The following is a 21,539-nucleotide window of genomic DNA, read 5'->3' on the forward strand; positions in this document are numbered from 1 at the left end:
AATTAGCGTCTAAAAAAATTTAGGCGTCGGCGGCTTTGACTCCTTGACGGAAATCGAAGCCAGACGCCCGTAAAGCGTGCCAAATGTGACCTTGCAGGAAGAAGAACGACAGCCAGAAGTGAGCGTTCGCCAGCCAAGTTCTCGAGGTGAGGCGTTCGGGATCGGGATCGGCGAAGTAGGGAAACAGCCCGAATTTAACTTCCAACGCCGCGCCGTAGAAGGCTTCAGGATAGGCGGTGGTGTTGACGGCGACGTAGTAAGTGGCGATAAATCCCATCAGTGCGATCGCCCCCAAACTGTAGGACAAATAGGCTTCTCCCGACCAGACGAACAGCCGTTTCGCCCAAGGGAACGGTTCGGTGAAAATATGCCAGAGTCCGCCAGAGATGAGGATTGCGGCAATCCAGATATGTCCGCCAACGATGTCTTCGAGGTTGTCTACGCCAGCAATCCAGTTTTGCCCCACCGCCCCGAAGAGATAGCCGAAAATATGGCCGGGGTTGAGGGTGGGATCGCTGACGAGGCGCACGCTGGCGAGATCGGCATCGTACAGCCCGCCGAAGGAGGTCGCTTTAGCGACGAACAGCAACGCGCCGATTCCTAAGAGAGTGAGGTGAATTCCCAGGATGGTCGTCATTTTCCGGGCGTCTTTCCAGTCGTAACCGAAGAAGGAAAAGCGACTTTCGAGACGATCGATCCCCAGTACGGCGTGATAAATACCGCCAAGGCCGAGAAAAGCGGAGGAAATCAGGTGTAGCGCCCCGATAACGAAGTAGGGATAGGTACTGGCAACGTTGCCGTTCGTTCCGATGCCCCAACCTTCTGCGGCCAGGTGCGGCAGCAGAATCAACCCCTGGTCGAACATGGGTAAATCGGGGTTGTAGCGGGATAACTCAAACAGCGTCGTGGCGCCTGCCCAGAATGCAATGAGTCCGGCTTGGGCGACGTGGGCGCCGAGGAGTTTGCCGGAGAGGTGGGTGAGACGGGCGTTTCCCGCCCACCAGGGAATTTCCACGCGATCGCGCGAGGTGGGTGAAGCTGTCGTCACGAGAGCCTCCTTTAATTGAGAATACTCTTCAATAAGTTTTCGGGGACGAGCTTAGCACGTCCTTCGAGCTATTGACAACACCTTTCAATAAAAAAGTTCGATCGCCCTCGCCAGCGCAACAACTCCCCTAACCCATGTCCCCACACCGCAACCGTTGCAGGTGGGGAGGAGTGCTGATTGAATTTGGGGTGTTAGACAAACACCGTATCGGCGATCGCAGCCACTTCATAAGGACTCACATCTCTCAGAACGCCGAGATACTGACCACTACTCGTATCCTGAATCGCCGTCGCCGGTTGGATGGGCGCGACATCGATGGCGATTTCCGCTGCTTTAAGCCGCACGTCGGCAAAACTCGCTCCCTCAAGTTGGATGCGATCGGCTTCTGCGGGGTTGAAGTCCGTAATAACATCCGCTTCCGCCGCCGTCTCGGCCGCCGTAGAGGCCCGCAACACGAAGGTATCGGCGTCTCCATCTCCGATTAAGAGATCCTGGCCGCGATCGCCCGACAGTTGGTCGTTTCCCGAACCGCCGTTCAAAACGTCATCGTCGCCGCCGCCGTTGAGGGTATCTGCCCCCCCATTGCCGTTAACGATATCGGTGCCTCGGTTGCCGTTGAGAATATCGTCGCCGCCGTCGCCGTTCAAACGGTCCGAATCCGCACCGCCGACGCCCACATCGGCACCGTCTCCGAGATTGAAGGTATCGTTTCCTTGGTTCCCCACAACGGGAACGTTGTTATCAGACGTTCCGGTGAGGGTATCGTTGCCGTCGAAGGCCACCACCCAGCGGGCATCCTCGAAATTGGGAGTTCCGCCCGTAATCCCGGCAACCAAATCCGTGAAAATTGGCGGCGTGCCCACGCTGGGAGGATTGCCGAGGTTGATGGAGTCGCTCCCGTCGGATAACCCGATGAGATTGAACCGATTCACCGGTTTTCCACTACTGGAATCGCTGATGCTGCCTTTTTCACCTTTGTTAAACCGGGCGTATTGGGCTAAATCGGGGGCGGATGCTGGAGGATCGGGGGCTTGGGTGGGGGTGTTGACGACTGAAACGCCGCCGCCTTCTCCCGCCTCGAGTTCCGCTGCTTCGACACCGTTGGGGGCGTTTAACACCAGTTCGTAATCGCGTGTGTCTTGTTCCCCGAGTCTGCCTTGGGCAAAGACGCGCACGCGATATTCGTTGCCCGCCGTCAGGGGTTCGGTGGCAGGGGTTCCGACTCCCGCCACGTCGTCGGTAATGGTGCCGTTGGTTACGTCGAGAATTTGCAAGCGAGGCGAGAAACCAACGGCAGAAGAAACCACCGCTTCGAGGGTTTCGCCGGGAACTTGGGCTTCGACGCGGTACTCGTCGGCGAGGGAGTAGTCAGTTACGGCGGGTAACGCCAGAAAGTCCCCTTGGCTGAGTTGTCCGTCGAGGGTGACGGGATTACCGCTGTCGGGGGTTTCGTCGATCGCCTGCGTTAGAGACGCCACCGTCACGTTACCACTGGTGACTTGGGCGTTGAGTTTTTAATCGACGGGGATACTGGGGGCGAGATCGTTGGTGGTGACGATGACGCGATACTCGTTTTGACCGGGGACGAGACTGAAAACAGATGTGGCGGTTCCGCCGCCAATGCTACCGTCAAAGCTTCCGGTGACTTCGTTGCCGTTTTCTGGGTTCGCGGTGACGATCGCCACTCCGGTAGAGCCGGTGGGGGCGAGATTGAGTCGTAAACTGGCACTGGGTTGGTCTGCGGTAACGAGATATTCGTCAAAGCGGGTTTCGGCAGAAGCCGCCCCGATGTCGCCGGAATCGAAAATGCGATCGGTGGCGTTAAGCTGACCGGTGATGGATACGTTGTTGGCCATGATGAATTCTTGGAGATAACGACGCAGCGGGGAGAGATGCGATCGCCCGCTAGATGTGGAAGGGTTTGGGCAAATCTCGACCTGGCGAAATTTGCTGATGACAATTTGAGTTTTGCTATAGCGTTGGCGTCCGAACGCTCGAACGCTACCCTGACGACTCGATCGCTGTAAAAAAACGAAAGAGTTATGAAAGTCTCAAGGGGGACATCTCAAAAATGCAAATTATCGGAAATCGGGTATCTATAAGAGACGGGATACCTGAAACTGAGGATTTTCCAGATATCGGATTTCTCTAAGTCTCGTGAAAACCCGCGTTTCTGCATAAGTCCTATTAATAAAATCCGACCCTGAGTTTCTGAGTTTTCTGTTCTGCCTCGATTACAGATCGATTTCGATGGCTTCGACTCCATCTTCTGAGGTAAATCCCAATTTTAGCGATTTATCTCGAAAGTTCGATCGCCTTGGCAGACAGTAAAATAGGGTTTATCTTACAAGATTTCACCCTCGCTTGTTTTTGCATGAGAGTCCCAGTATCTTCAAAATTCCGGAAATCTGAGAATAAAATTTAGGTTTCGAGCGTGATTTAAAACGATGGTTTTGTGGCGATTTTATTGCTTTTTATTCTGTGGTCTTTTGGGTTCGCTTTTTAATAGACTTAATTTTTGGTATTTCGATTATAAAATGGTAGTATAAAATGCTATTTTTTGGGGTTTGACACAATCAAGATATCCTGGGTTTATTGAAATTGCGGTCTAATTCGATCGACTACGATACCAATAGCCGGGTAGGGGTGCAAATTTGCGCCCCTACACCAACGGTTTCAGAATTTCATAAACTTGGTTTATCACCCTAACTTTAACAGACCCGATATTCTTGAAATTCACTAGAGCAAGCCTAAGTCCTTCCTGAAAATTAAACGCGCTCGATCGAATTTATAAAATTCCTTCTGTAGCGTTCTGTAGCGTTCTTGCATCCCCGGACGCTCCGAACTCTAACTTTAGGTTTTTGCCACAAATTCAATGGCATTGTAATCTCAACGATCGAATAATTTTAGAATTGAGATTTCGGCTACTGTCTCGAACGCATAAATCTCATATTTGTTTTTCCATATATAAAAATACGAAAGAATCGTGATAAAATTACCGATCGTTCGATTTTGGCTTTTACGTATTTTAATTACTACAATTAACCTAGAATTGCTATATTTTTGATTGAATTGATTTTAAAACCAAACCATTAATAAAAAGCCAAAAACTCACCCAAAAACAGCGTCACAGCCGATGGCAGACCGGTCGATCTCCCCGAGTTCCAATTCGCTTTCCTCCGGAGGTCACGACTACAATAAAAATAACAGGTGCGAATCGTTTGGGCGGAAAGTTAAGGTTGAAATACCTGAAACGTGCGTCCAGTAAGGGATACAACCAATGGTACTTACCAACGGTACAACCCCTTGATAACTGTTGAGATGTCCCAGTAATGTATCAACCGATACATTTTGCTAGGGAAGGACAGAGCAAAATCAGGAAATCAATCCGAAAAATGATTGGAATACCTGATGATTCCTACGTCCAACGCCAGCCCCCTTTTATAGATTGACAACCTATGGATGGAAGCGGGCTTGGGAAGGCACTGAGGTTGAACTGACAACCAATATCGTGACCACCGACAATCCGACATGGTTAAGCTACGGTTGAAACTGCCACTGTCAAGATATTAAGACCCGGTATGACGGAAGTCAAAGAACGGGATGACTGCACCCATGTCAAGGGATAGCAAACTAGGAGCCGTATGAGGTGAAAGTCTCAGGTACGGTTCTGAATCGGAGGGGGAGAAGGTGACTTCTCTCTCGACCCCTAATTGCGATCGATCGAAGCTCGTGACTCAGGAATTTCAGATTTCCGTAACGCCAGTTGGAGTAGACGAATATCTCGTGCGAACCGAGCGCGTCGCACCGGGAGTCCCGCTGGCCGAAGAACAAGCCCTGTGGCAGGTCGAAGGCTGGATAGCCCAAGCCCGAGACCTGATGAGCGATCCCCTATCTGGGCTGCTGCAAGGCAAATCCCCGACAACCCTCGATCGAACCCAACCCGACCTCGTAACCTTGGGACAACAGCTCTACAACGCCCTATTTCAAGGGAGTTTGCGCGATAGCTGGATGATGGCCCAAGGCATCGCCCAAAACCGCCAAGAACCCCTGCGGCTGCGGTTGGGACTCAAAGGCACTCGCCTCCCCGGCCTGCCCTGGGAAGTCCTCCACGACGGCGACTATCCCCTCGCCACCGGCACCAACGTCCTGTTTTCCCGCTACCTCCCCGGCACCAACGGCAAAGAACTGCGCCCCGCCCTGGGAAACGCCGCCATTACCCCACAACTTCCCCCCGATCGACCCCTGCGAATCCTCATGGCTGTCGCTGCACCGAGCGATCGCGACAAACTGCAACTGACGCGGGAAGCCCAAGACTTACAAACCGAACTCACACGGCTCTCCGACACCGGCCAAAGTCCCCTGCAAACCGAAGTCGAAATCCTCGAACAACCCAGTCGCAGCCAACTCACCCAAGCCCTCGAACACGGACACTATCAAATCCTCCACTACGCCGGACACAGCAATTCCGGCGCCTCCGGCGGTAGCGTCTACCTCGTCAATCCCACCACCGGACTCACCGAACCCCTCAGCGGCGACGACTTAGCCGGACTCCTGGCCAACAACGGCATTCAAATGGTGCTGTTCAACTCCTGTCGCGGGGCCCACGTGCGGGCTTCCGGAGAGCGCAACCTGGCCAGCGCCCTGGTCAAACGTGGCATTCCGGCGGTGTTAGCCATGGCCGAACGCATTCCCGACGAAGTCGCCTTGACCCTGACGCGGCTGTTTTACCGCAACCTGATGCGGGGCTGTCCCATCGATTTAAGCGTGAGTCGGGCGCGACAGGGCTTGATTTCTGCCTACGGATCGAACCAACTCTACTGGGCTTTACCGATTTTCTATCTGCATCCCCAGTTTGACGGCTATTTGACGAGTGCGCCCCACGTGGAAAATCCCGCTGAAACGCCGGCCGAAGATGCCTCTGTCGTTTCACCCGCCAGGGATTTAGAAACGCCCCTGTTGCGGCACGCCACGGATGAAGACGACGATCGTCTCGAAGGAGAACTTGGGGAAATTGAATACGGCGACATGACGGACGACGCCGAAGCCGCCGAACTGGTGAGCGAAATTTTCAGCGAACTGGCCAAGTCGCCGCCGACGGGAGAACCGCCCCCAGTCGAACCGCCGCCCCCCGATACCGATGCCACCGAAGCGGCGTCGTCGTCGGTTCCCTCCCTGTTTTCGTCGAAAACTTTGCCGTTGGGGATCGATCGATCCCCAACTCAAGACGCCTCTGAGGTGACGCCTCCCTCCCAACGAACGCCGCCTTCTCGGGAACGATCGCCCGAGTCCTCGGAATCGTCCCCAGGCTTCAAGGGAAAGAAACTCGGTTACGCCGTCGCTGTCGCCTTGGTGGCCGCCGTGGGAGTCGGTTTCTGGTGGAATCGCAGTCGCACGACCTCCGACTTGTCTCGAGGCAACGTGCCGATTGTCGTCGTCCCTCAAGCTCCCTCGCCGCCGAGTACCCCCGAGGGATGGCAGGATTTATCGACGCCGGAGTTGGCCAGTTTGGCCATGGCGGAATTCGCCGAAGGTAATATGGAAGCGGGAACGGAAGCGGTGGCGGCTCTGTTGGCGGTCGATCGAAACGCTCTCGCCCAAGCCCAAGCTGCCCTGGAACAGGTTCCCACGGCGCAACTGGACGATCCGAAGATTCTGTTTTTAAAAGGTCGTCTGGCGTGGCAGTTCCTGCAAGCGGGGAACGAGGATTACAGCCTCGACGACGTGCGCCGTTCCTGGGATGCGGCCGTCCGGCGCGATCGCGATTCTTTGCTGTATCGCACCGCTCTCGGTTTCGTCTACTACGCCGAGGAAGATTGGGACGCCGCCTACGATACCTGGTTGGACATCGTGCAAACTATCGACAGGGGCCAGATGACTAACGAACCGACTTTGGCGGGGATGTCCTCGGAAACTTTGACCTTAAATGTTTATGCGGGGTTGGCCTTGTCTCTCTCTCGCGCCTCGACAACTATCGCCCCGAAACAACGAGACGATCTCGCGGACAAGGCGATTCAACTGCGCCAACTGGTTCTCCAACAGGACGCCAGCCAGTTTCAACCGAGCGCCCTCAGTCGAAATTGGTTGTGGACGCCGCAAACCATCGGCGATTGGTCGGAGGTGATGGCGTGGGAGGCGTCGCCGTGAACGGGGGGCATCAGCGGGTTTCTGCAAACTCCCCCCACTGAGTCAACAGGTGGGGGGTTTCGCCACCTGTTGTTAACACCTGTTGTTAAATGTAAGGCGTAATGTCTTCTCCGCAGTCCTCGGCTAAATAAGACAGGGCGCGAAACCGCAGGTAGACAAATTGTTCGTACAATGGATTGAGCTTACACAGGGGTGGGATGTGAAACAGGGTTTTTCCGAAGAGTTTCACGTCTCGCTCGAAGGGACATTGGGCGGGAATGGTTTGACAAATCCAATGGGCTTGTTCGGGCGATCGCATTTCCAAATTATCGAGCCACTGACGTAGCGGATATAAGGGATCGAAGCGTTTTTTGGAAGGCGCGGACGGCGTAACGGAAGGGTGGGCAATATGCTGCGGTTCGGCTTTGCGAAGCCACACCCAACTAACTGTTACGATTTGTTGAATTGTCTCGTCTAATACAGTCATGAATCGAATCGGTTGAATTCTGTAGAGGTGTTGTTTTTACTAACACCCTCTCGATCGAAGGTTCCGGTACGATCGATCGATTCGAACGAAAAGATCGCAAGCAATTGCGGTAGGGATATATCCTCATGAGGTATTATGACACCAATCTTCAGCGTATGACTACTCAGTTTTACGGATATTGAAAAATCTATTTAAAGCAATATAAATGTTTTTTTAGTCCGATCGATAAACCGTCGATGAAATGGGGATTTGGGGCGATGGCAGGTTCGATCGACGCCTCAAAAAAATTCTGTTAAAAAAGTACAAAGAACTGTTGCGTCATCGCCGCCTTGTCTCGCCGGAACGAAGGGGGGAGAGCCGGAGGAGGGGAACTTGAAGCCGAGGAAGTCTCAGGTTTCGGACGGCGTGGCTTCGGGGGGGGTCGGCGTCAAAGCGCCTTGGTAGAGGGTCTCGAAATACCGCTTGACTTCCGGGGGAACGGCAGTCAAGCGCAGGCAGAACTCTCGATCGCACAAATTCTCGCCTTTAACGACCTTGCCGTAAAACTCTCCCTCGATGGTGCCCTGTTCCCCCGGAACCCTCAACTGAAAGCGTAAGTTCGTCAAGGGTGCCATGGCTTGAGTCGATCGCACCCGCACCCGACTTGGCGACAACTGCACCAACTGCCCCGGCCAAGTTCGATCGCTCAAATGCTTGCCCACTAAGGGGGTGTATCGCACCGCCACCGTCGGAGACAAGGGGCGCAACAGCACCTCTGGCTGGGGCAACCGGAGTTGATACTTACCCCCGATCCCCACCACAGAATAGACCGTCATCGGTTTCTTCACCCCCTTGGGAGACACCTGTTCCTCGTCGTCAGTTTCGACGATATCCCCCGTTTCCCGCATCGTGGATTCCGTCACCAACACCTGACCGCCGACAGTATAAGACTCGATGCGATAGGTTAAATTCACCTGAGAGCCGACGACGCCGTATTTCGTGCGTTTGAGAGAGCCGATATTCCCCACTACCACCTCTCCAGTATTGATCCCAATACCCATTTCCAAATGGGGCAAGCCTCGATCGCTCATATGCTGATTCACCTTATCCATGGCCAACTGCATCGCCAGGGCGCAGGCGATCGCTCGTTCCGGGTCGTCCTCCCGTTGCGTCGGCGCCCCGAACAGCACCAAAATCCCGTCCCCCATAAACTCGTCGATGGTTCCCTGATAAGCCGTAATCGCATCGGCCATGGCCTCGAGATAAATATTAAGGATCGACACCACCTGTTCCGGGGGCAACCGTTCGGAAATACTGGTAAACCCGCGCAAATCCGAGGTCAGGATGGTAATTTTGCGGCGTTCGCCCCCCATTTTCAAGCCCTCCGGGGTTTCCAACAGGGTCGCCACCACCTCGTCCGTGAGATAGCGACTAAAGGTCTCTCGGATGTCGGCGGCCGAACGCGCCACGTAAGCGGTGACGCCGATGGAGGCGAGAACTTGCGCCAACAGGGGCGGCACCACGGGAATCCACCATCCCTGTAAAAATGCTCCGTATCCGACCAGGAGGAAGGTTACGCCGAGGAGACCTTGGCCGGCGATGCGCCAAAAGGAGTTACTGTAGCGCCAAATCCAACTCACCCCCGCTCCCAAACTGGCCGCGATGAGAATCCACCCCCACTCTTTCGGTTCCGACCAGGATCGGATTTGCGATCGACCGTCGAGAGTGGTACTGAGAACTTGGCTGACGATATGGGCGTGAACCTCCACCCCCGCCATTTTATCGATGCCCTGACTCTCGGCACTGAAGGGCGTATCGAAAAAGTCTTTGAGGCTTTCAGCCGTCGAACCGATGAGAACCACGCGGTCGCGAAAAATCTCCGGCGAAACCTCCCCTTCCAGAACCTGTCGCAGGTCTACCGCGTTAAACTTGCGCTCTCCGCCGCGATAGTTCAGAAGAACTTGATAGCCCGCGTCGTCGATGCCCACGTAAGCGCCGAAATGACTGTCAAGGGGGACGAACACCGTTTCGTCCAGTTTGACCCACTGGCGCTCGTCCGGGGTCAGTTCCGGTTCGATGCCCTCGGCTTGCAAGTACAGCATGGCCAGGTGAAAGCCAATACTGAAGACGATTTCTTCGGTGTCGGGATCGCTCAGATAGAGAAAAGCCCGCCGCAGTTTGCCATCTTCGTCCCGGGCGAGGTCGTTGGCGGCGATGCGATCGAGTTCTGCCAGAACCGGAGGCGGGTCGACTCGCTCGAATCCCCCGGTAATTTTGGCGATTCCCAGGAGGTTGGGACTGTTGCGATAAATTTCGACGAGATCTTCGTAGCCCGGTTCCACGGGGGTTTCCGCAGCCAGAAGTTGCGGCCGTTCGCGAAACATCGACACCAAATCGCCGTAGGCGGGGGGAACGGGCAGATCTCGATAGATGTCCAACCCGATGGCTCGCGGTTCGGCCTCGGCGATGCGTTCGAGGAGTTGCGCCAGAATTCGATCGCTGATGGGGTGGCTGTACTGTTGTAAATCCCGTTCGGAAATGCCGACGACGACCACGCGCTCGTCTGTGGGTTCCTCCGGACGCAAGCGAAAGAAGACATCGAGGGCGGCCAGTTCCCATCCTTGTAACACGCCCGTTGTCCGCAAGGCTCCGATGGCCAGGGCGGCCATGGGGGCGACGGCTAAAGCCCCTCGCCACTGCCAAAACTGAGATTTCAGCCGTTTGCTTATCATGGGGTTTGAGTCTGGCTCTCTGCCTCAGTGGCGGGAGAGGCTTCGATCGATCGATCGCGGACTACCGCAAGAAACGCCACCTCCGCCCTAGCCTCTTCTGTCTCCACCGTCGCCTCGGACTCTTCCGAGATCGCCTGGAACCCTCGAAGCAAATAATTCCACGCCGGAGACGCCGCTAACAGGCGCTCCATGTAGTCGAACCAGAACCCCGCCTCTCCGTACAGTTGCGCTTGCTCTAGGGGATCGTCCGCCCTGTCTAAGGCGGCGCTGAGTTCCGCCGACGGTTCCGCCCGTTCCAGCCAACCGCCGAGGACATATTTCGTGGTGGGATCGGCAGGTCGAGCCGGGTTGCATTGCACTTCCAGATACCATCGATAGGGCATCTCCTGGGCGAGATCCTCGGCCTCTGAAGGCCAGGCTCGCTGTAAAACATAAGGTCGATCGGCTAAATCGGCCGGCAAGTCCACCACCGTTTCGCTGACGGTTTCGATGCTCCCGTCTGGGGTGTCCCGTTCCAAGGCGATGGTGGCCGTTTCGAGTCCCGCCTTGGCACCGCTAACGTACCAATAGAGGGTAGGGCGTCCGTCGGCGGTCAAACCGTAGTATTCGCCCATCTCGTCTGTGGGCATCAAGGGCGTGATGCGAATGCAGTCGCCCCGTCGTGTCGCGCCGCCATCGGCAGAGTCGGGAGCGCCGCGATCGGGCGGAGAAAAGCGGGCGGCGCCGCCGTCAGCGGTGATGGGAGTCCCGCGATCGGGCGGAGAAAACTGAGCGATCGCGGCAGTCGAGAGACCGCCCGCCACAGCGATCGCGAAGGTGAAGACAGCAACAGTGGCAGAGCGAGCGCGATTGCGAAGCATAAGCTAGTGACGGTAACGTTGGTGAGAAACGATCGACTCGAACGCAACCCCCAATCTGTCCGTTCGATATTTTGGGTACTGTTTTGGGTCCTGTTGTCGGTGATGGGCGTTGTGGGTTCGACAGCATCCCGATCGGGCTAATTCCAGTCTAGTGCAGGACTCCTGAAGCCGTCGAGACCGGAAAGATCGCCCGTCAAACTGTCTTCTACCCCACGCGATCGCGCCCGGTTCGACAGCCAGCGTCGGCGCAGGTTCACCGACTGCGATCGATCCATTTAACGCTTCGCAACCAGGGCCAGATTCCCGTATGTCGCCGCATCGTCACCCCTTGGCTGTGTTCGCGGGCAACCGCTTCTAATTCGGAAGTCGAGAAGTCGTATCCCAACTGACGGGCAACTTTCAGGAATTCTTCCGGGTTTTGAACTTCGGTAAAGTTGTCCCGCATCTCAGGACGATGCAGGACATCTTCGAGAAACTGTTCGGCACTCTCTTTAGACATAACGGTGTTGAGAACTCGAGCTTCGATCGCCGAAAACTCGTATGCGTATGCGATTAGACAATCCGTATCCTATCTTAGAAGAGGTTAAAGACCAGAAGTTTTCCATCTCGTGGTTTTGGCGGTTGGCTATTCCGGCATCGTCCACTCCCGAGGCGACGACGACGCATCGTAACCTCCCGTCCGCATCAGGCGATCGAGTTCGCCGGGGTCGGGGGATACTTTTTGCGCGTCCTCGATGGTAATGCGGCCGTCGAGAATTTCTTTGTACAGGGCTTGGTTGAGAATCTGCATTCCTTCCATCGTGTCGGTTTTCATCAGGTGGAAGGCTTCGTCTTCTTCCCCCCGCATCAAGAAATCTTTCATCGCCGCCGTGTTGATGAGGATGTCGTGAACCGCCACCCGTTTGCGATCGGTCGTCGGTAACAACAGTTGCGCCACCACCGCCACCAACGACTCGACCAGTTGCACCCGCATCACGGGTTGTTCGTCGGGGGGGTACAGGTTCAGCAGGCGGTTGACGGAATCGATCGCGTTGCGGGTGTGCAGGGTTCCCAACACCAAGTGTCCGGTTTGGGCGGCTTGTAAGGCGGTGTTGATAGTGATGCGATCGCGCATTTCCCCGATGAGAATCACGTCGGGATCTTCCCGCAATACCGCCCGTAAAGCTTGGTGGAATTCCAGGGTATGCAACCCCACTTCTCGCTGGCTGATCAGGCTTTGTTTGGAAGAATGAACGAACTCGATGGGGTCTTCGATGGTGACGATATGTTTGTTGGCGGTTTCGTTGATATAGTCCAGCATCGCCGCCATCGTCGTCGATTTCCCCGAACCCGTCGGCCCCGTGACGAGAACCAATCCTTGAGAATATCCGACGATTTTTTTGAGAACTGGCGGAAGGTGCAGTTTGTCGATGGTGGGAACGTCGAGGGTAATCAACCGCAACACCATCGCCCCCCCAGTTAGGGAGTCGAAACAGTTCACCCGACACCGTACCAGTCCTGGGTAAAATACAGCGGTATCCAGTTCTTTTTCTTTGGCGAACTGTTTCCGCTGTTCGGGGTTGAGAATTTCCGCCAGATATTGCTCGAAAATCGCAGGCGTTACCTTCACCGCGCGATCGAGTTCTTCCATTTTGCCTCGAATGCGGAATCGTGGCAGTTCCCCCACTCGAATGTGAACGTCCGAAGCGTTGCGATCGAACGCCTGTTTGACCAGTTTTTTAATCGAGGTATTCGGATCGGCAACTTTTGAATGGGCAGGACTCGATCCTCGTTTCGGAGGAGGCGGCGGTGGCGGTTTGTGGCTTCCCGATGCCTTGGAACTTGCTGAAGCGCTGGCAGATGGCATTTTATATTTTTCGGGCATGGCTCGAACTCCGATGACAGAACTCCACTTTCAGCTTTGTGAAAGAATGCTGTTTGGTTTTAGCAAATCGAACCGACGTTCGACAATTTTAACGCTCCCTTTCAATGGACTTGTTTCAAGTTTGAGTGTCAAACGCATTAGGGGTTGCGAAAATGTCGTTACAAAAATTTACGATATGGATAGTTTACGAATTGCCTAGACTGGCTACACTATACCATTTTAAAATCTGCGATCGCGCTTCAGGGACTCCTCAAAAAATTAAGACAATTTTAAACATCAAAATTATTTTGCAAAAATCTTAATAATCAATATCAGCTTCGTTTTTGTCCATGAAACTTATAATAGCCTTTGATTCTATATTCCTGGCGAGCGAATCGTAACAACATTAGAACTTAAGTAAAAAACCGCGTTTCTTGTCAAAACTGCTTAACTCCTGAACATTTATCCTTTAAAATTTGTATAAAATTTACGATGGATTCATCTCAAAACTGTAAGTTCAAAATACTGTAAGTTCAAAATTACTACCCACTGATCGACGCTTTTTGAGCGGCTGTTGGGTTCCACTCCGTTACAACCAACCTACCCAAATTCATGTTTTCATAAAAGCAAGATGCGCCCATTTACAATTGTATTTTTTTATGAAATTTATAGTGAAATTCCCAGTTTAAAAACTCAAAAAAATACGACTTAATATTGAATATTGAGAGGAAATATTTATATTGTACTCTGCAAAATTTCTCAATATATTTTATCAAAAAAACCTAAAAATCGTAACTCAAATATGCTAAAACAGGAGTTTGAACCCAACCCAGTCAGAACCGTAAACTTTCCTTTCCATTGTTATTAGATTCAACACTGATGTCCGAGATTCCAGATTCCCAACCGGACAAAACCCGAGGTCGATCGCCCCAAAACTGGCCGATCGATCGCCTTCCCGGCTTACGAGCCGAAGACTGTCAAGCCTTAAACGCTCTCGGCATCCATACCACCCTCGAACTGCTCGATCGCGTCAGTCGGGGCGATCGCACCCAAGCCCTCGCCACCCAACTGGGCATTTCCACCCACTACGTCCGAAAATGGGTGGCCTTATCCGACTTAGCGCGAGTTCCCGCCGTTGGCTGTCAACATTGCGGCTTACTGCTCCACTGCGGCATCATTTCCGCCGCCCAACTCAGCCAAACCCCCATCCACAAACTCTACCCTCAAATCCAGCGTCTCCACGTCGCCACCCTCCAGCGAAAAGACTTATGTCCCTCCCGAGGTCAAGTCATCCAGTGGATACAAGCCGCATGGCCGTTCGGGTTGAGGAGATGATGGGTTGAGGAGATGATGGGTTGAGGAGATGATGGGTTGATGGGATGAGGAGCAGTCTGCTCGCTGCTCGCTGCTCACTGTTCCCTGTTCCCTGTTCCCTCTTCCTCATCAATTATCAATTCTGCCGCGATTTTTCCCGAATTCAACACGCCGGGAATTCCCGCGCCGGGATGAGTTCCCGCCCCAACTAAATAGAGGTTCGGAATCGTTTCACTGCGGTTGTGGGGACGGAACCAAGCCGACTGAAACAAAGTCGGTTCGATGGAAAACGCACTTCCGAGATGGCTGTTGAGCGTCGTTCGGAAATGACGGGGATCGATAAACCGTTCCGTGACGATATGTTCCGACAAATCCGGCAGATAGTGACGTTCGAGAAATTCCACAATTCGATCGCGGTACTGCGGCGCCACCGTCTTCCAGTCGATATCCGCCTCCAAATTCGGCACCGGAGATAGCACGTACCAACTATCGCATCCCGGCGGCGCCAAACTGGGATCGGTGGCAGTAGGATGGTGCAAATATAGCGCGAAATCCTCCGCTAAATGGTGATTTTGGAAAATATCTTCCATCAACGCCCGATACCGCTTTCCCATCAAAATCTCGTGATGCGCCATCTCCGGATATTGCTTGTCCGTCCCAAAATACAACACGAACAGAGACATCGAATACCGTCGGCGACGCAACTGGGGACGGCGAAACCTTGGCGGCACCAAATGTAAATAAGTATGAGCCACATCAGCATTACTCACCACCGCGTCCGCCGCCAACACTTCCCCATCCGTCAAGCGTACTCCCGTAGCTCGTCCCGTCTCGGGGTCGATGGTAATCGCCTCGACCGGAGATTTTTGCCGTAACGTCCCATGTAACTGGCGAAACAGCGTCACCAACCCCCGCACTAACGCCCCCGTTCCCCCAATTGGAAACCAGACGCCGAATTCCTGTTCCAGGCGGTGAATCATGGCGTATACCGAAGGACTTTGAAAGGGATTTCCCCCAATCAACAGCGGGTGAAAGCTGAACGCCTGACGCAAACGGCGATCTTTGAGGTGACTGTTGACCAAACTCGTGACCGATCGATAGGTTTGCAGGCGCACCATATCCGGGGCGACGCGCAACATATCGAAAAAACTGAGAAACGGCCGTTCCATCAAGGGCAATCCCGCCTCGAAAATCGCAGAAGCATCGTTGCTAAAGCGAAGATAGCCCTTTTCATCGCTGGGGTTGAACTGGCGGATTTGTGCCAGAAGCGCCTCGCGATCGCTGTTGTAGCGAAACACCGAACCGTCGGGAAAGCGGACATTATAAAACGGGTCGAGGCGCACTAACTTCACGTAATCCTCAATGTTTTTCCCCGCCACCTCGAACAGTTCTCGAATTAACTGGGGAACCGTCACGATGGTGGGGCCAGCGTCGAAGGTAAACCCGTCCTGTTCGTACACCACCGCTCGACCCCCCGGCTGGCTGCGTTTGTCCACCACCGTCACCGAACACCCGGCCGCTTGTAGGCGAATGGCGGCCGAGAGTCCTCCGAACCCGCTTCCAATCACAACGACTTTCATGGGTTACTTCTGTTCGAGCGCCGCTTCTAAGCGTTCGACGATAGTACGAGCCAGCGGTGCGAACAACTCTTGTTTTTCTTGGGTTTCCGCTTCGGTATCTCCCGAGGTGGTTTCGGTTTTAAACGAGAGTCCGGCTTCGGCGTTGGGAACCAGGCGAATTCGCCCCAAATCCCCCAGTTGGACGTGAGAAAAGCGATAGGAGTAGACGCCTTCGGTTTCTTCTGTGGAGACGGTAACGCCTTCGGGGAGAGAGACGGGGAGGGAGTTAGCGGCTTTGGCGCCGTCGGTTTGAATGGTACCGTCTTCCCGAACCCACATCGCTTGAACGCTTGAGGAACTGGCGATGACGATAACGGCTTCCGTTTCCGGGTTGTAGGTGCCAACGAAGTCGGCCACCTGCTGTTTCATGGCGGCGTCTGCCATCCACAAGACTGTATCGCTGTGGTCTTGGGCGATGTAGTAAATAATGGTTTCGACCTCTTTTTGGTCGTAGAGAATCAGACCGCGATCGCCCCGTTGTTTCGATTGTGCGATCGCTTCTTCTACGGCGCAGGGTAACAACACCGACGCCACCTTTTCTCGCATACTGTCGTCCCAGGTGAGGGGGTCGCGAAAGCGATCTTTCCAGTCCTCTGGAACTTTTTCCATCATGCGATCGTAGATGGCGGGGGTGACATCTACCGCAGGGGGACGATCGGAAACAGGGGTCATGATCGGGTTCTCGGTCTCAACCTGTCGATTTTAACGTTAGGTTTCGCGACGGTTCAAACCCACCTCTGGCGAGGAGTGGTCGATCGCACCGAGATCGACCACTTTTTCAGACTTTGGGGTTTCGGCGTTTGGAGGTTGAGAACTGGCGGGTTGGGAATTGGAACTGGGGGAGTTCCCCGGACGGGGGGTCGCCTTAGCTTCGCCGTCTTCAGCCACTTCCGCTCGATCGCGCACTGTCGTCGGCACTGCCACTTCTTCGACTTCCGGCAGTTTTTCCACCTTCAGATGAGAACTGTTGGCCCCCGAGAGACGTTTGAGCAGTTTCGGTTTCGGGGCGTGCAGCAAATAGATAATGCGATCGCCGGTTTCCCAACTATCAGAAGTGGAAAGCACCTGTAACTGGCGATCGCGCTCCCGCAGCAGCGGCACCAATTCCCCCGATCGAATCAACGCCTGTAAATGCGCTTTCTGGAACGCCACCCCCGGTTCTTCCAACACCGTTTCCCCCAGTTTCACTTCCCCTTCACTGAGGTACTTGTTCCACATCTTCAGCGGAAACTCGGGCATCATGGCCTGTTTGATTTTCACCTTGTTCGTCGGGGAACTGGACTTATCCCGAGGTAACAAGGCTAAAGTCCGAGGCGGCTCGAACTCTTCCATCGCCCGCTGTGCCAGAACCGTATTGACTTCCCCGTTACTGGTCATCGTCAGGAAAGTTCCCATCGACTCCAACCCGGCTTCTTCCAACACTTCCGTATCCAAGGCACTGCTGAGAAAGACCTTCAAATCCTCCCGTTCGGCTTCCCGACAGGCTTCCGGGTCGGTATCCACGATGGCCACCGCCTCCCCTCGTTCTTGAAACAACCGGGCGATGAGACGGCTGAGGGGGTTCGATCCCACGATTAACAAACCCGTCGCCGTCGTGGATTCGAGACCCAGCCAGCGCACCACCCATTTCGCCGTCAATCCCTGCAACAGCACCGTGATGATAATGGTTAAGAACACCAGGGCTTTAATGGCGTCCCCCCCGTTGATGCCGCGATCGGTCAACAGGATCGAAAACAGAGAGGCCACGGACGCCGAGACGATCCCTTTCGGCGCAATCCAGCTTACAAAGAGTTTCTGACGCCAATCCATGTTGCTGTTTCCGGTGCAAATCCAGACGTTGAGGGGACGCACCACGAACATCAACACGGCCACGGTTCCCAAGCTGCCCCATCCCAGGGCGAACAAACTGGGGATAGACAGGTCGGCGGCCAGGAGGACGAACAACACCGACACCGCTAAAACCGTCAGTTGACTTTTAAAGCGCCGTAACAGCCGTTCTTCGGGCAAGGAGGACGCTCTCATGACCATTCCGGCCACGACGGTGGCCATCAAGCCGGACTCGCTGACGACGAACTGAGACAGGACGAAGAGAAACCATACGCCAGCCAGGACGATGAGGTTTTTGAGTTCTTCGGAGAGGAAGTTGGCGCGGGTAATGAACTCGCTGAGAAGCCAACCGCCCCCAGCACCGAGTCCGACGCCGATGCCCAAACGCAGCAACAAGCCGCTGAGGACGCCCACGGGGTCGGCGTCGCCGTTGAGAACGACGTCTAAGACTAAGACGGCCAGGATGGCGCCTACGGGGTCGATGAGGACGCCTTCCCCTTCGAGGAGGGTGGCCACTTGTCGATCGACCCGAACTTGTTTGAGGAGTGGCGTCACCACGGTGGGGCCGGTGACGACCACCAAGGCGGCGTAGAGAAAGGCGATGGGCCAGGGAAATTCCGCTAAGCCGTGGGCGGCCATACCCCCACCGATAAAGGCGATGAGCGTGCCGAAGCTGACGAGGTTTCGCAAACTCCCCGACACGCGCCCTAAATCCCGTAACTCTAGGCTCAAGCCCCCTTCAAAGAGAATCAAGGCCACCGACAGGGAGACGATGACTTCGAGTCCGTTTCCCAACAGGGTGGGGTTGACCCAGTGCAAACCGCTCGGACCGAGGAGAATGCCGAACACGAGCAGAAAGACGATGCCGGGAACTTTGAAGTATTCGGCGAGGACTTGCGACCCGATTCCGGCTGTTACGGTCAGGACAATTAGAAGCGTAATCTCAAAGGATGCGTCCATAAGGCTGAAACGTCAGCTACCATCCGTTCGATACGACATCGAACGGGGCGACCTGCCGCAGGCGACCGTCACCTTTGTTTTTTAGCGTAGACTGTTTTTTGAAAAATCGGTACAAATACAGATTGTCTGACCCGTCGAAGACAAGTCAAAACAGGATAACATAAGTCGATCGATCGGCTGCCTCGCTCTGGGGGGAGAGAGGGATCGAAAACGAGGAAAAAGACGCGATTTCAGGGTTTGGAACGATCGAATTTCAATTGATTGAAATTTTTAATCGTTTGCTGGCGGGGTGTTTTTTTCGGGTGTATCTCAAAAATGAAAATCGTCAGAAACCTGCTATGTCTAAGAGATGGGATACCTGAAACTGAGAATTTTCCAGATACCGGGTTTCGTCGGAGTGGATGTTTCGGCTTTCTTTGAGATGCACCCGTTTTTTCCGGCGAGCGATTGGGGGTTAAAAGCGATCGACACTGGAGACGTAGACGGGTTCGAGACGGATGGCCACGATGCTCGAGGGGCGAGCCACCATATACTCGCCTTGAATGTTTTTGATGGGAATGTTGATGAAATCCTCCGATTGAGCTTTCGGTTTCAGCTCGCTACCGTACCATTTTTGAAAGTCTTCGATGGTGGGAAACCGGACTTCTTCTCGTTGTCCGCCGCTGAAAAATAGATGAACGGCGTATTCGCTAGGTTTCGGCATGGGTTTGGCGGGTAATAATGGCATTTCAGTGGCGTTTGGATGCCGAGACGCGATCGATGACGCCTTGGCAACGGTATGCGATCGCATCTCAAACTAGGATACCAAACGGAATCGCTGTAACATCGCTTCGATAACGGTTGGTAGGGTTCGTTCGAGTTCTGCGGCGTTGTTGAAATCGAGCTGTTGGTACGTGGGAACGTCGAAGGGATATTGACCGGACAGTTCGGGCCGGTTCTGGCGAGTCAGCAGAATATGTTCGACGGGTTTGCTCTGTAAGGCGTAGCCCAGTTCGACGCAGACGTTGGGACTCGGTAATAACTGCGACTCGTCGCCCCCAGTTTCGGCTAAGGGTGTGGTATCGGCGATGACGAGCAGGCTTTTACGGATTTGTCGCATTTGATGGGCGCTCAGCCGCATCGTACCTTCGAGGGGACGTTGGGACAGTTCCAGGGTCAGGGGAATTCGCGATTTGCGGTTGTATTCTGTGATGAAGGTTTCGAGCTGTTCTTGTAAGCTCTCGTTGGCGTCGGGATAGCTGGTTTGACGGGAGAGGAAGATTTTCGGCTCGAGATGGGCTAATACGTCTTGTTTGGTGAAATAGATTTCGTGACTGCTCAGGTCGATGTTGGAAATGGCGTATCCTCCACTTCCTTCGATGTAAAATTCTACCCGTTCTCCGGCTAAATAGCGGTTGAACCAATCGGTTCGCTCGATTTCGGCGCTTTCTTCCAGGAAGTCCGCCCGCAATCCCGATTTGAGGAGGCTGTTTTTACTCAAACGGATGTCGTGGGGGCGTTTTCTCAGGTCTTCGATCGGTTCGTATTTTTCGATATACCAACCTCGTAACGCAATGATGGCCATAGATTCCCTCTTCCCCAGACTTTTTTGCGAACTTACTATTGTAGCAAAATTCGTCCGGTTTTTCCAAAGCCGAGATTCGATCGCCGCCATGCTAAAACCCCGCAGCCGTTGACATACGCGACTACGGGGACTATCTGAAACGGGGCTGAAACGGTGATTTGAGACCTGAATTCCGTCTTAACTGCTCGCGGCGGTATTTTGACGACAGCAAAGCCGCATTAAAATCCACACCGAGGCCAGTTTGAGCAGTTCTAAAATCCAGTACCCTTGGTGCATCGATGCCATTGCGGTGGGAACGTCCTCAGCGGGTTCGAGCAGGTTGAGTTGGACTCCTAAAGCACCCATCTGCGGCGTAAAGAAATAGGTATAAGTTAGGGCAACGCCTAACAACAAAATCGAAAGGATAATTGCTTTGCGCGTTTGAGTGCCGAAAAAATGTCGCGTTTGGTTTAACACCAATACGCTGGTTAAGGCCAATCCAGCAAATAATAATTCTAGATGATTGAACCGCTCGAAAGTCAGATATCCCACGGAGGCGAATCCGGGTTCTGTCATCATGCCCGTGGCGTACAAACTCGGCATGACCACTAAATCGAGGACGAGGCTGCCGCCGAACCACAGAGCGAGTACGACGGAAAGAACGGTTTGCCATGAGGGACGTTGGTGTCCCGAACCCATAAACGCAGTCATTGCGATCTCCGTCTTTTTCTTTCTACTTCTAGAGTAGCGAGGTTTGACTCTTGAAAATATGAAAATTCGTTGCATTGACATCCTCACCGCCCTGGAAGGACGGTGATTCCCAAACCTCGCGATTTAGGTTCCTGCTTCCTTCCCTTACGGGTTTTTCGCAGTTGCTCTTGGGAACAATGTCCTTCAAGACTTACACTCGCTTCACAGGCTGTAACGGTGTGTCCCACCGCCAAAAGATTCTGTGCGGCGTTGATGTCCCGGTCGTGAACCGTCCCACATTTCGGACAAGTCCACTCTCTGACATCCAACGCCATCGAATCGGCTTTGTGTCCGCAACATCCCCCCTTTAGTTCCCCCCTTAATAAGGGGGGTTAGGGGGGATTCGGGAACCATCGATCTACCTTGACGAGCGTTCGTCCGTACCACTGACATTTATAGTCCAGTTGGTTGACGAACTCTCCCCACGCACAATCAGAGATGTGTTTGGCGA

Annotated in this window: 17 protein-coding genes and 1 pseudogene; 2 read left to right on the forward strand and 16 right to left on the reverse strand. The window is 54.0% G+C overall.

Annotated elements, in window-relative coordinates:
- Positions 1 to 19: 19 nt before the first annotated feature.
- The 3 genes from ACP5D4_RS10740 to ACP5D4_RS10750 form a co-directional block, all read right to left on the reverse strand.
- A complete protein-coding gene (locus ACP5D4_RS10740; protein ID WP_428011623.1) occupies positions 20 to 1,048 on the reverse strand; it encodes a chlorophyll a/b binding light-harvesting protein in 1,029 nt (342 codons plus the stop codon).
- 191 nt (positions 1,049 to 1,239) lie between these two features.
- The gene (locus ACP5D4_RS10745) at positions 1,240 to 2,526 is read right to left on the reverse strand and encodes a calcium-binding protein (protein WP_428011624.1); all 1,287 of its coding nucleotides are present in this window, start codon (positions 2,524 to 2,526) and stop codon (positions 1,240 to 1,242) included.
- Between the two features lie 36 nt (positions 2,527 to 2,562).
- Positions 2,563 to 2,904 (reverse strand): hypothetical protein, encoded by a 342-nt coding sequence (locus ACP5D4_RS10750; RefSeq protein ID WP_428011625.1) that lies wholly within the window; start codon positions 2,902 to 2,904, stop codon positions 2,563 to 2,565.
- A gap of 1,834 nt (positions 2,905 to 4,738) precedes the next feature.
- Between ACP5D4_RS10750 and ACP5D4_RS10755 the strand changes: the two genes are divergently transcribed.
- On the forward strand, positions 4,739 to 7,195 hold the full coding sequence (locus tag ACP5D4_RS10755; RefSeq protein WP_428011626.1) for a CHAT domain-containing protein: 2,457 nt from the start codon (positions 4,739 to 4,741) through the stop codon (positions 7,193 to 7,195).
- Between the two features lie 85 nt (positions 7,196 to 7,280).
- On the opposite strand, the gene ACP5D4_RS10760 is transcribed toward ACP5D4_RS10755, so the two are convergent.
- The 6 genes from ACP5D4_RS10760 to ACP5D4_RS10785 all read right to left on the reverse strand — a co-directional run bounded on the left by ACP5D4_RS10760 (position 7,281) and on the right by ACP5D4_RS10785 (position 13,078).
- On the reverse strand, positions 7,281 to 7,661 hold the full coding sequence (locus ACP5D4_RS10760; RefSeq protein WP_428011627.1) for a Mo-dependent nitrogenase C-terminal domain-containing protein: 381 nt from the start codon (positions 7,659 to 7,661) through the stop codon (positions 7,281 to 7,283).
- Positions 7,662 to 8,050: 389 nt separating this feature from the next.
- On the reverse strand, positions 8,051 to 10,372 hold the full coding sequence (locus ACP5D4_RS10765) for a CHASE2 domain-containing protein (RefSeq protein ID WP_428011628.1): 2,322 nt from the start codon (positions 10,370 to 10,372) through the stop codon (positions 8,051 to 8,053).
- Entirely contained in the window at positions 10,369 to 11,232 is an 864-nt protein-coding gene (locus ACP5D4_RS10770; protein WP_428011629.1) for a DUF928 domain-containing protein, read from the reverse strand. The genes ACP5D4_RS10765 and ACP5D4_RS10770 overlap by 4 nt, the downstream gene beginning before the upstream one ends.
- Before the next feature lie 137 nt (positions 11,233 to 11,369).
- Positions 11,370 to 11,507 (reverse strand): hypothetical protein, encoded by a 138-nt coding sequence (locus tag ACP5D4_RS10775; protein WP_428011630.1) that lies wholly within the window; start codon positions 11,505 to 11,507, stop codon positions 11,370 to 11,372.
- Positions 11,486 to 11,731 carry a Nif11-like leader peptide family natural product precursor gene (locus ACP5D4_RS10780; RefSeq protein WP_428011631.1) on the reverse strand — a complete coding sequence of 82 codons (246 nt, stop codon included), beginning with the start codon at positions 11,729 to 11,731 and terminating at the stop codon, positions 11,486 to 11,488. Before ACP5D4_RS10780 ends, ACP5D4_RS10775 begins: the two co-directional genes overlap by 22 nt.
- Before the next feature lie 126 nt (positions 11,732 to 11,857).
- The gene (locus tag ACP5D4_RS10785; RefSeq protein WP_428011632.1) at positions 11,858 to 13,078 is read right to left on the reverse strand and encodes a type IV pilus twitching motility protein PilT; all 1,221 of its coding nucleotides are present in this window, start codon (positions 13,076 to 13,078) and stop codon (positions 11,858 to 11,860) included.
- An 876-nt stretch (positions 13,079 to 13,954) separates the two neighbouring features.
- On the opposite strand from ACP5D4_RS10785, the gene ACP5D4_RS10790 reads away from it, so the two are divergent.
- The gene (locus ACP5D4_RS10790; protein ID WP_428011633.1) at positions 13,955 to 14,410 is read left to right on the forward strand and encodes a DUF4332 domain-containing protein; all 456 of its coding nucleotides are present in this window, start codon (positions 13,955 to 13,957) and stop codon (positions 14,408 to 14,410) included.
- Between the two features lie 74 nt (positions 14,411 to 14,484).
- On the opposite strand, the gene ACP5D4_RS10795 is transcribed toward ACP5D4_RS10790, so the two are convergent.
- The 7 genes and pseudogenes from ACP5D4_RS10795 to ACP5D4_RS10825 form a co-directional block, all read right to left on the reverse strand.
- Complete coding sequence (locus tag ACP5D4_RS10795) at positions 14,485 to 15,969, reverse strand: phytoene desaturase (RefSeq protein ID WP_428011634.1); 1,485 nt, start codon at positions 15,967 to 15,969, stop codon at positions 14,485 to 14,487.
- A 3-nt stretch (positions 15,970 to 15,972) separates the two neighbouring features.
- A complete protein-coding gene (locus ACP5D4_RS10800) occupies positions 15,973 to 16,680 on the reverse strand; it encodes a hypothetical protein (protein ID WP_428011635.1) in 708 nt (235 codons plus the stop codon).
- A 36-nt stretch (positions 16,681 to 16,716) separates the two neighbouring features.
- The gene (locus tag ACP5D4_RS10805; protein WP_428011636.1) at positions 16,717 to 18,795 is read right to left on the reverse strand and encodes a cation:proton antiporter; all 2,079 of its coding nucleotides are present in this window, start codon (positions 18,793 to 18,795) and stop codon (positions 16,717 to 16,719) included.
- Between the two features lie 454 nt (positions 18,796 to 19,249).
- The gene (locus tag ACP5D4_RS10810; protein WP_428011639.1) at positions 19,250 to 19,498 is read right to left on the reverse strand and encodes a hypothetical protein; all 249 of its coding nucleotides are present in this window, start codon (positions 19,496 to 19,498) and stop codon (positions 19,250 to 19,252) included.
- A gap of 93 nt (positions 19,499 to 19,591) precedes the next feature.
- The gene (locus tag ACP5D4_RS10815) at positions 19,592 to 20,359 is read right to left on the reverse strand and encodes a hypothetical protein (RefSeq protein ID WP_428011637.1); all 768 of its coding nucleotides are present in this window, start codon (positions 20,357 to 20,359) and stop codon (positions 19,592 to 19,594) included.
- 177 nt (positions 20,360 to 20,536) lie between these two features.
- Positions 20,537 to 21,049: a hypothetical protein gene (locus tag ACP5D4_RS10820; RefSeq protein WP_428011638.1), complete on the reverse strand. Its 513-nt coding sequence runs from the start codon at positions 21,047 to 21,049 to the stop codon at positions 20,537 to 20,539.
- A gap of 83 nt (positions 21,050 to 21,132) precedes the next feature.
- Positions 21,133 to 21,528, reverse strand: a pseudogene (locus ACP5D4_RS10825) (zinc ribbon domain-containing protein).
- Between the last annotated feature and the right edge of the window lie 11 nt (positions 21,529 to 21,539).

The sequence above is a fragment of the Baaleninema sp. genome (assembly GCF_049974805.1).
GTDB lineage: Bacteria > Cyanobacteriota > Cyanobacteriia > Cyanobacteriales > Geitlerinemataceae > Baaleninema.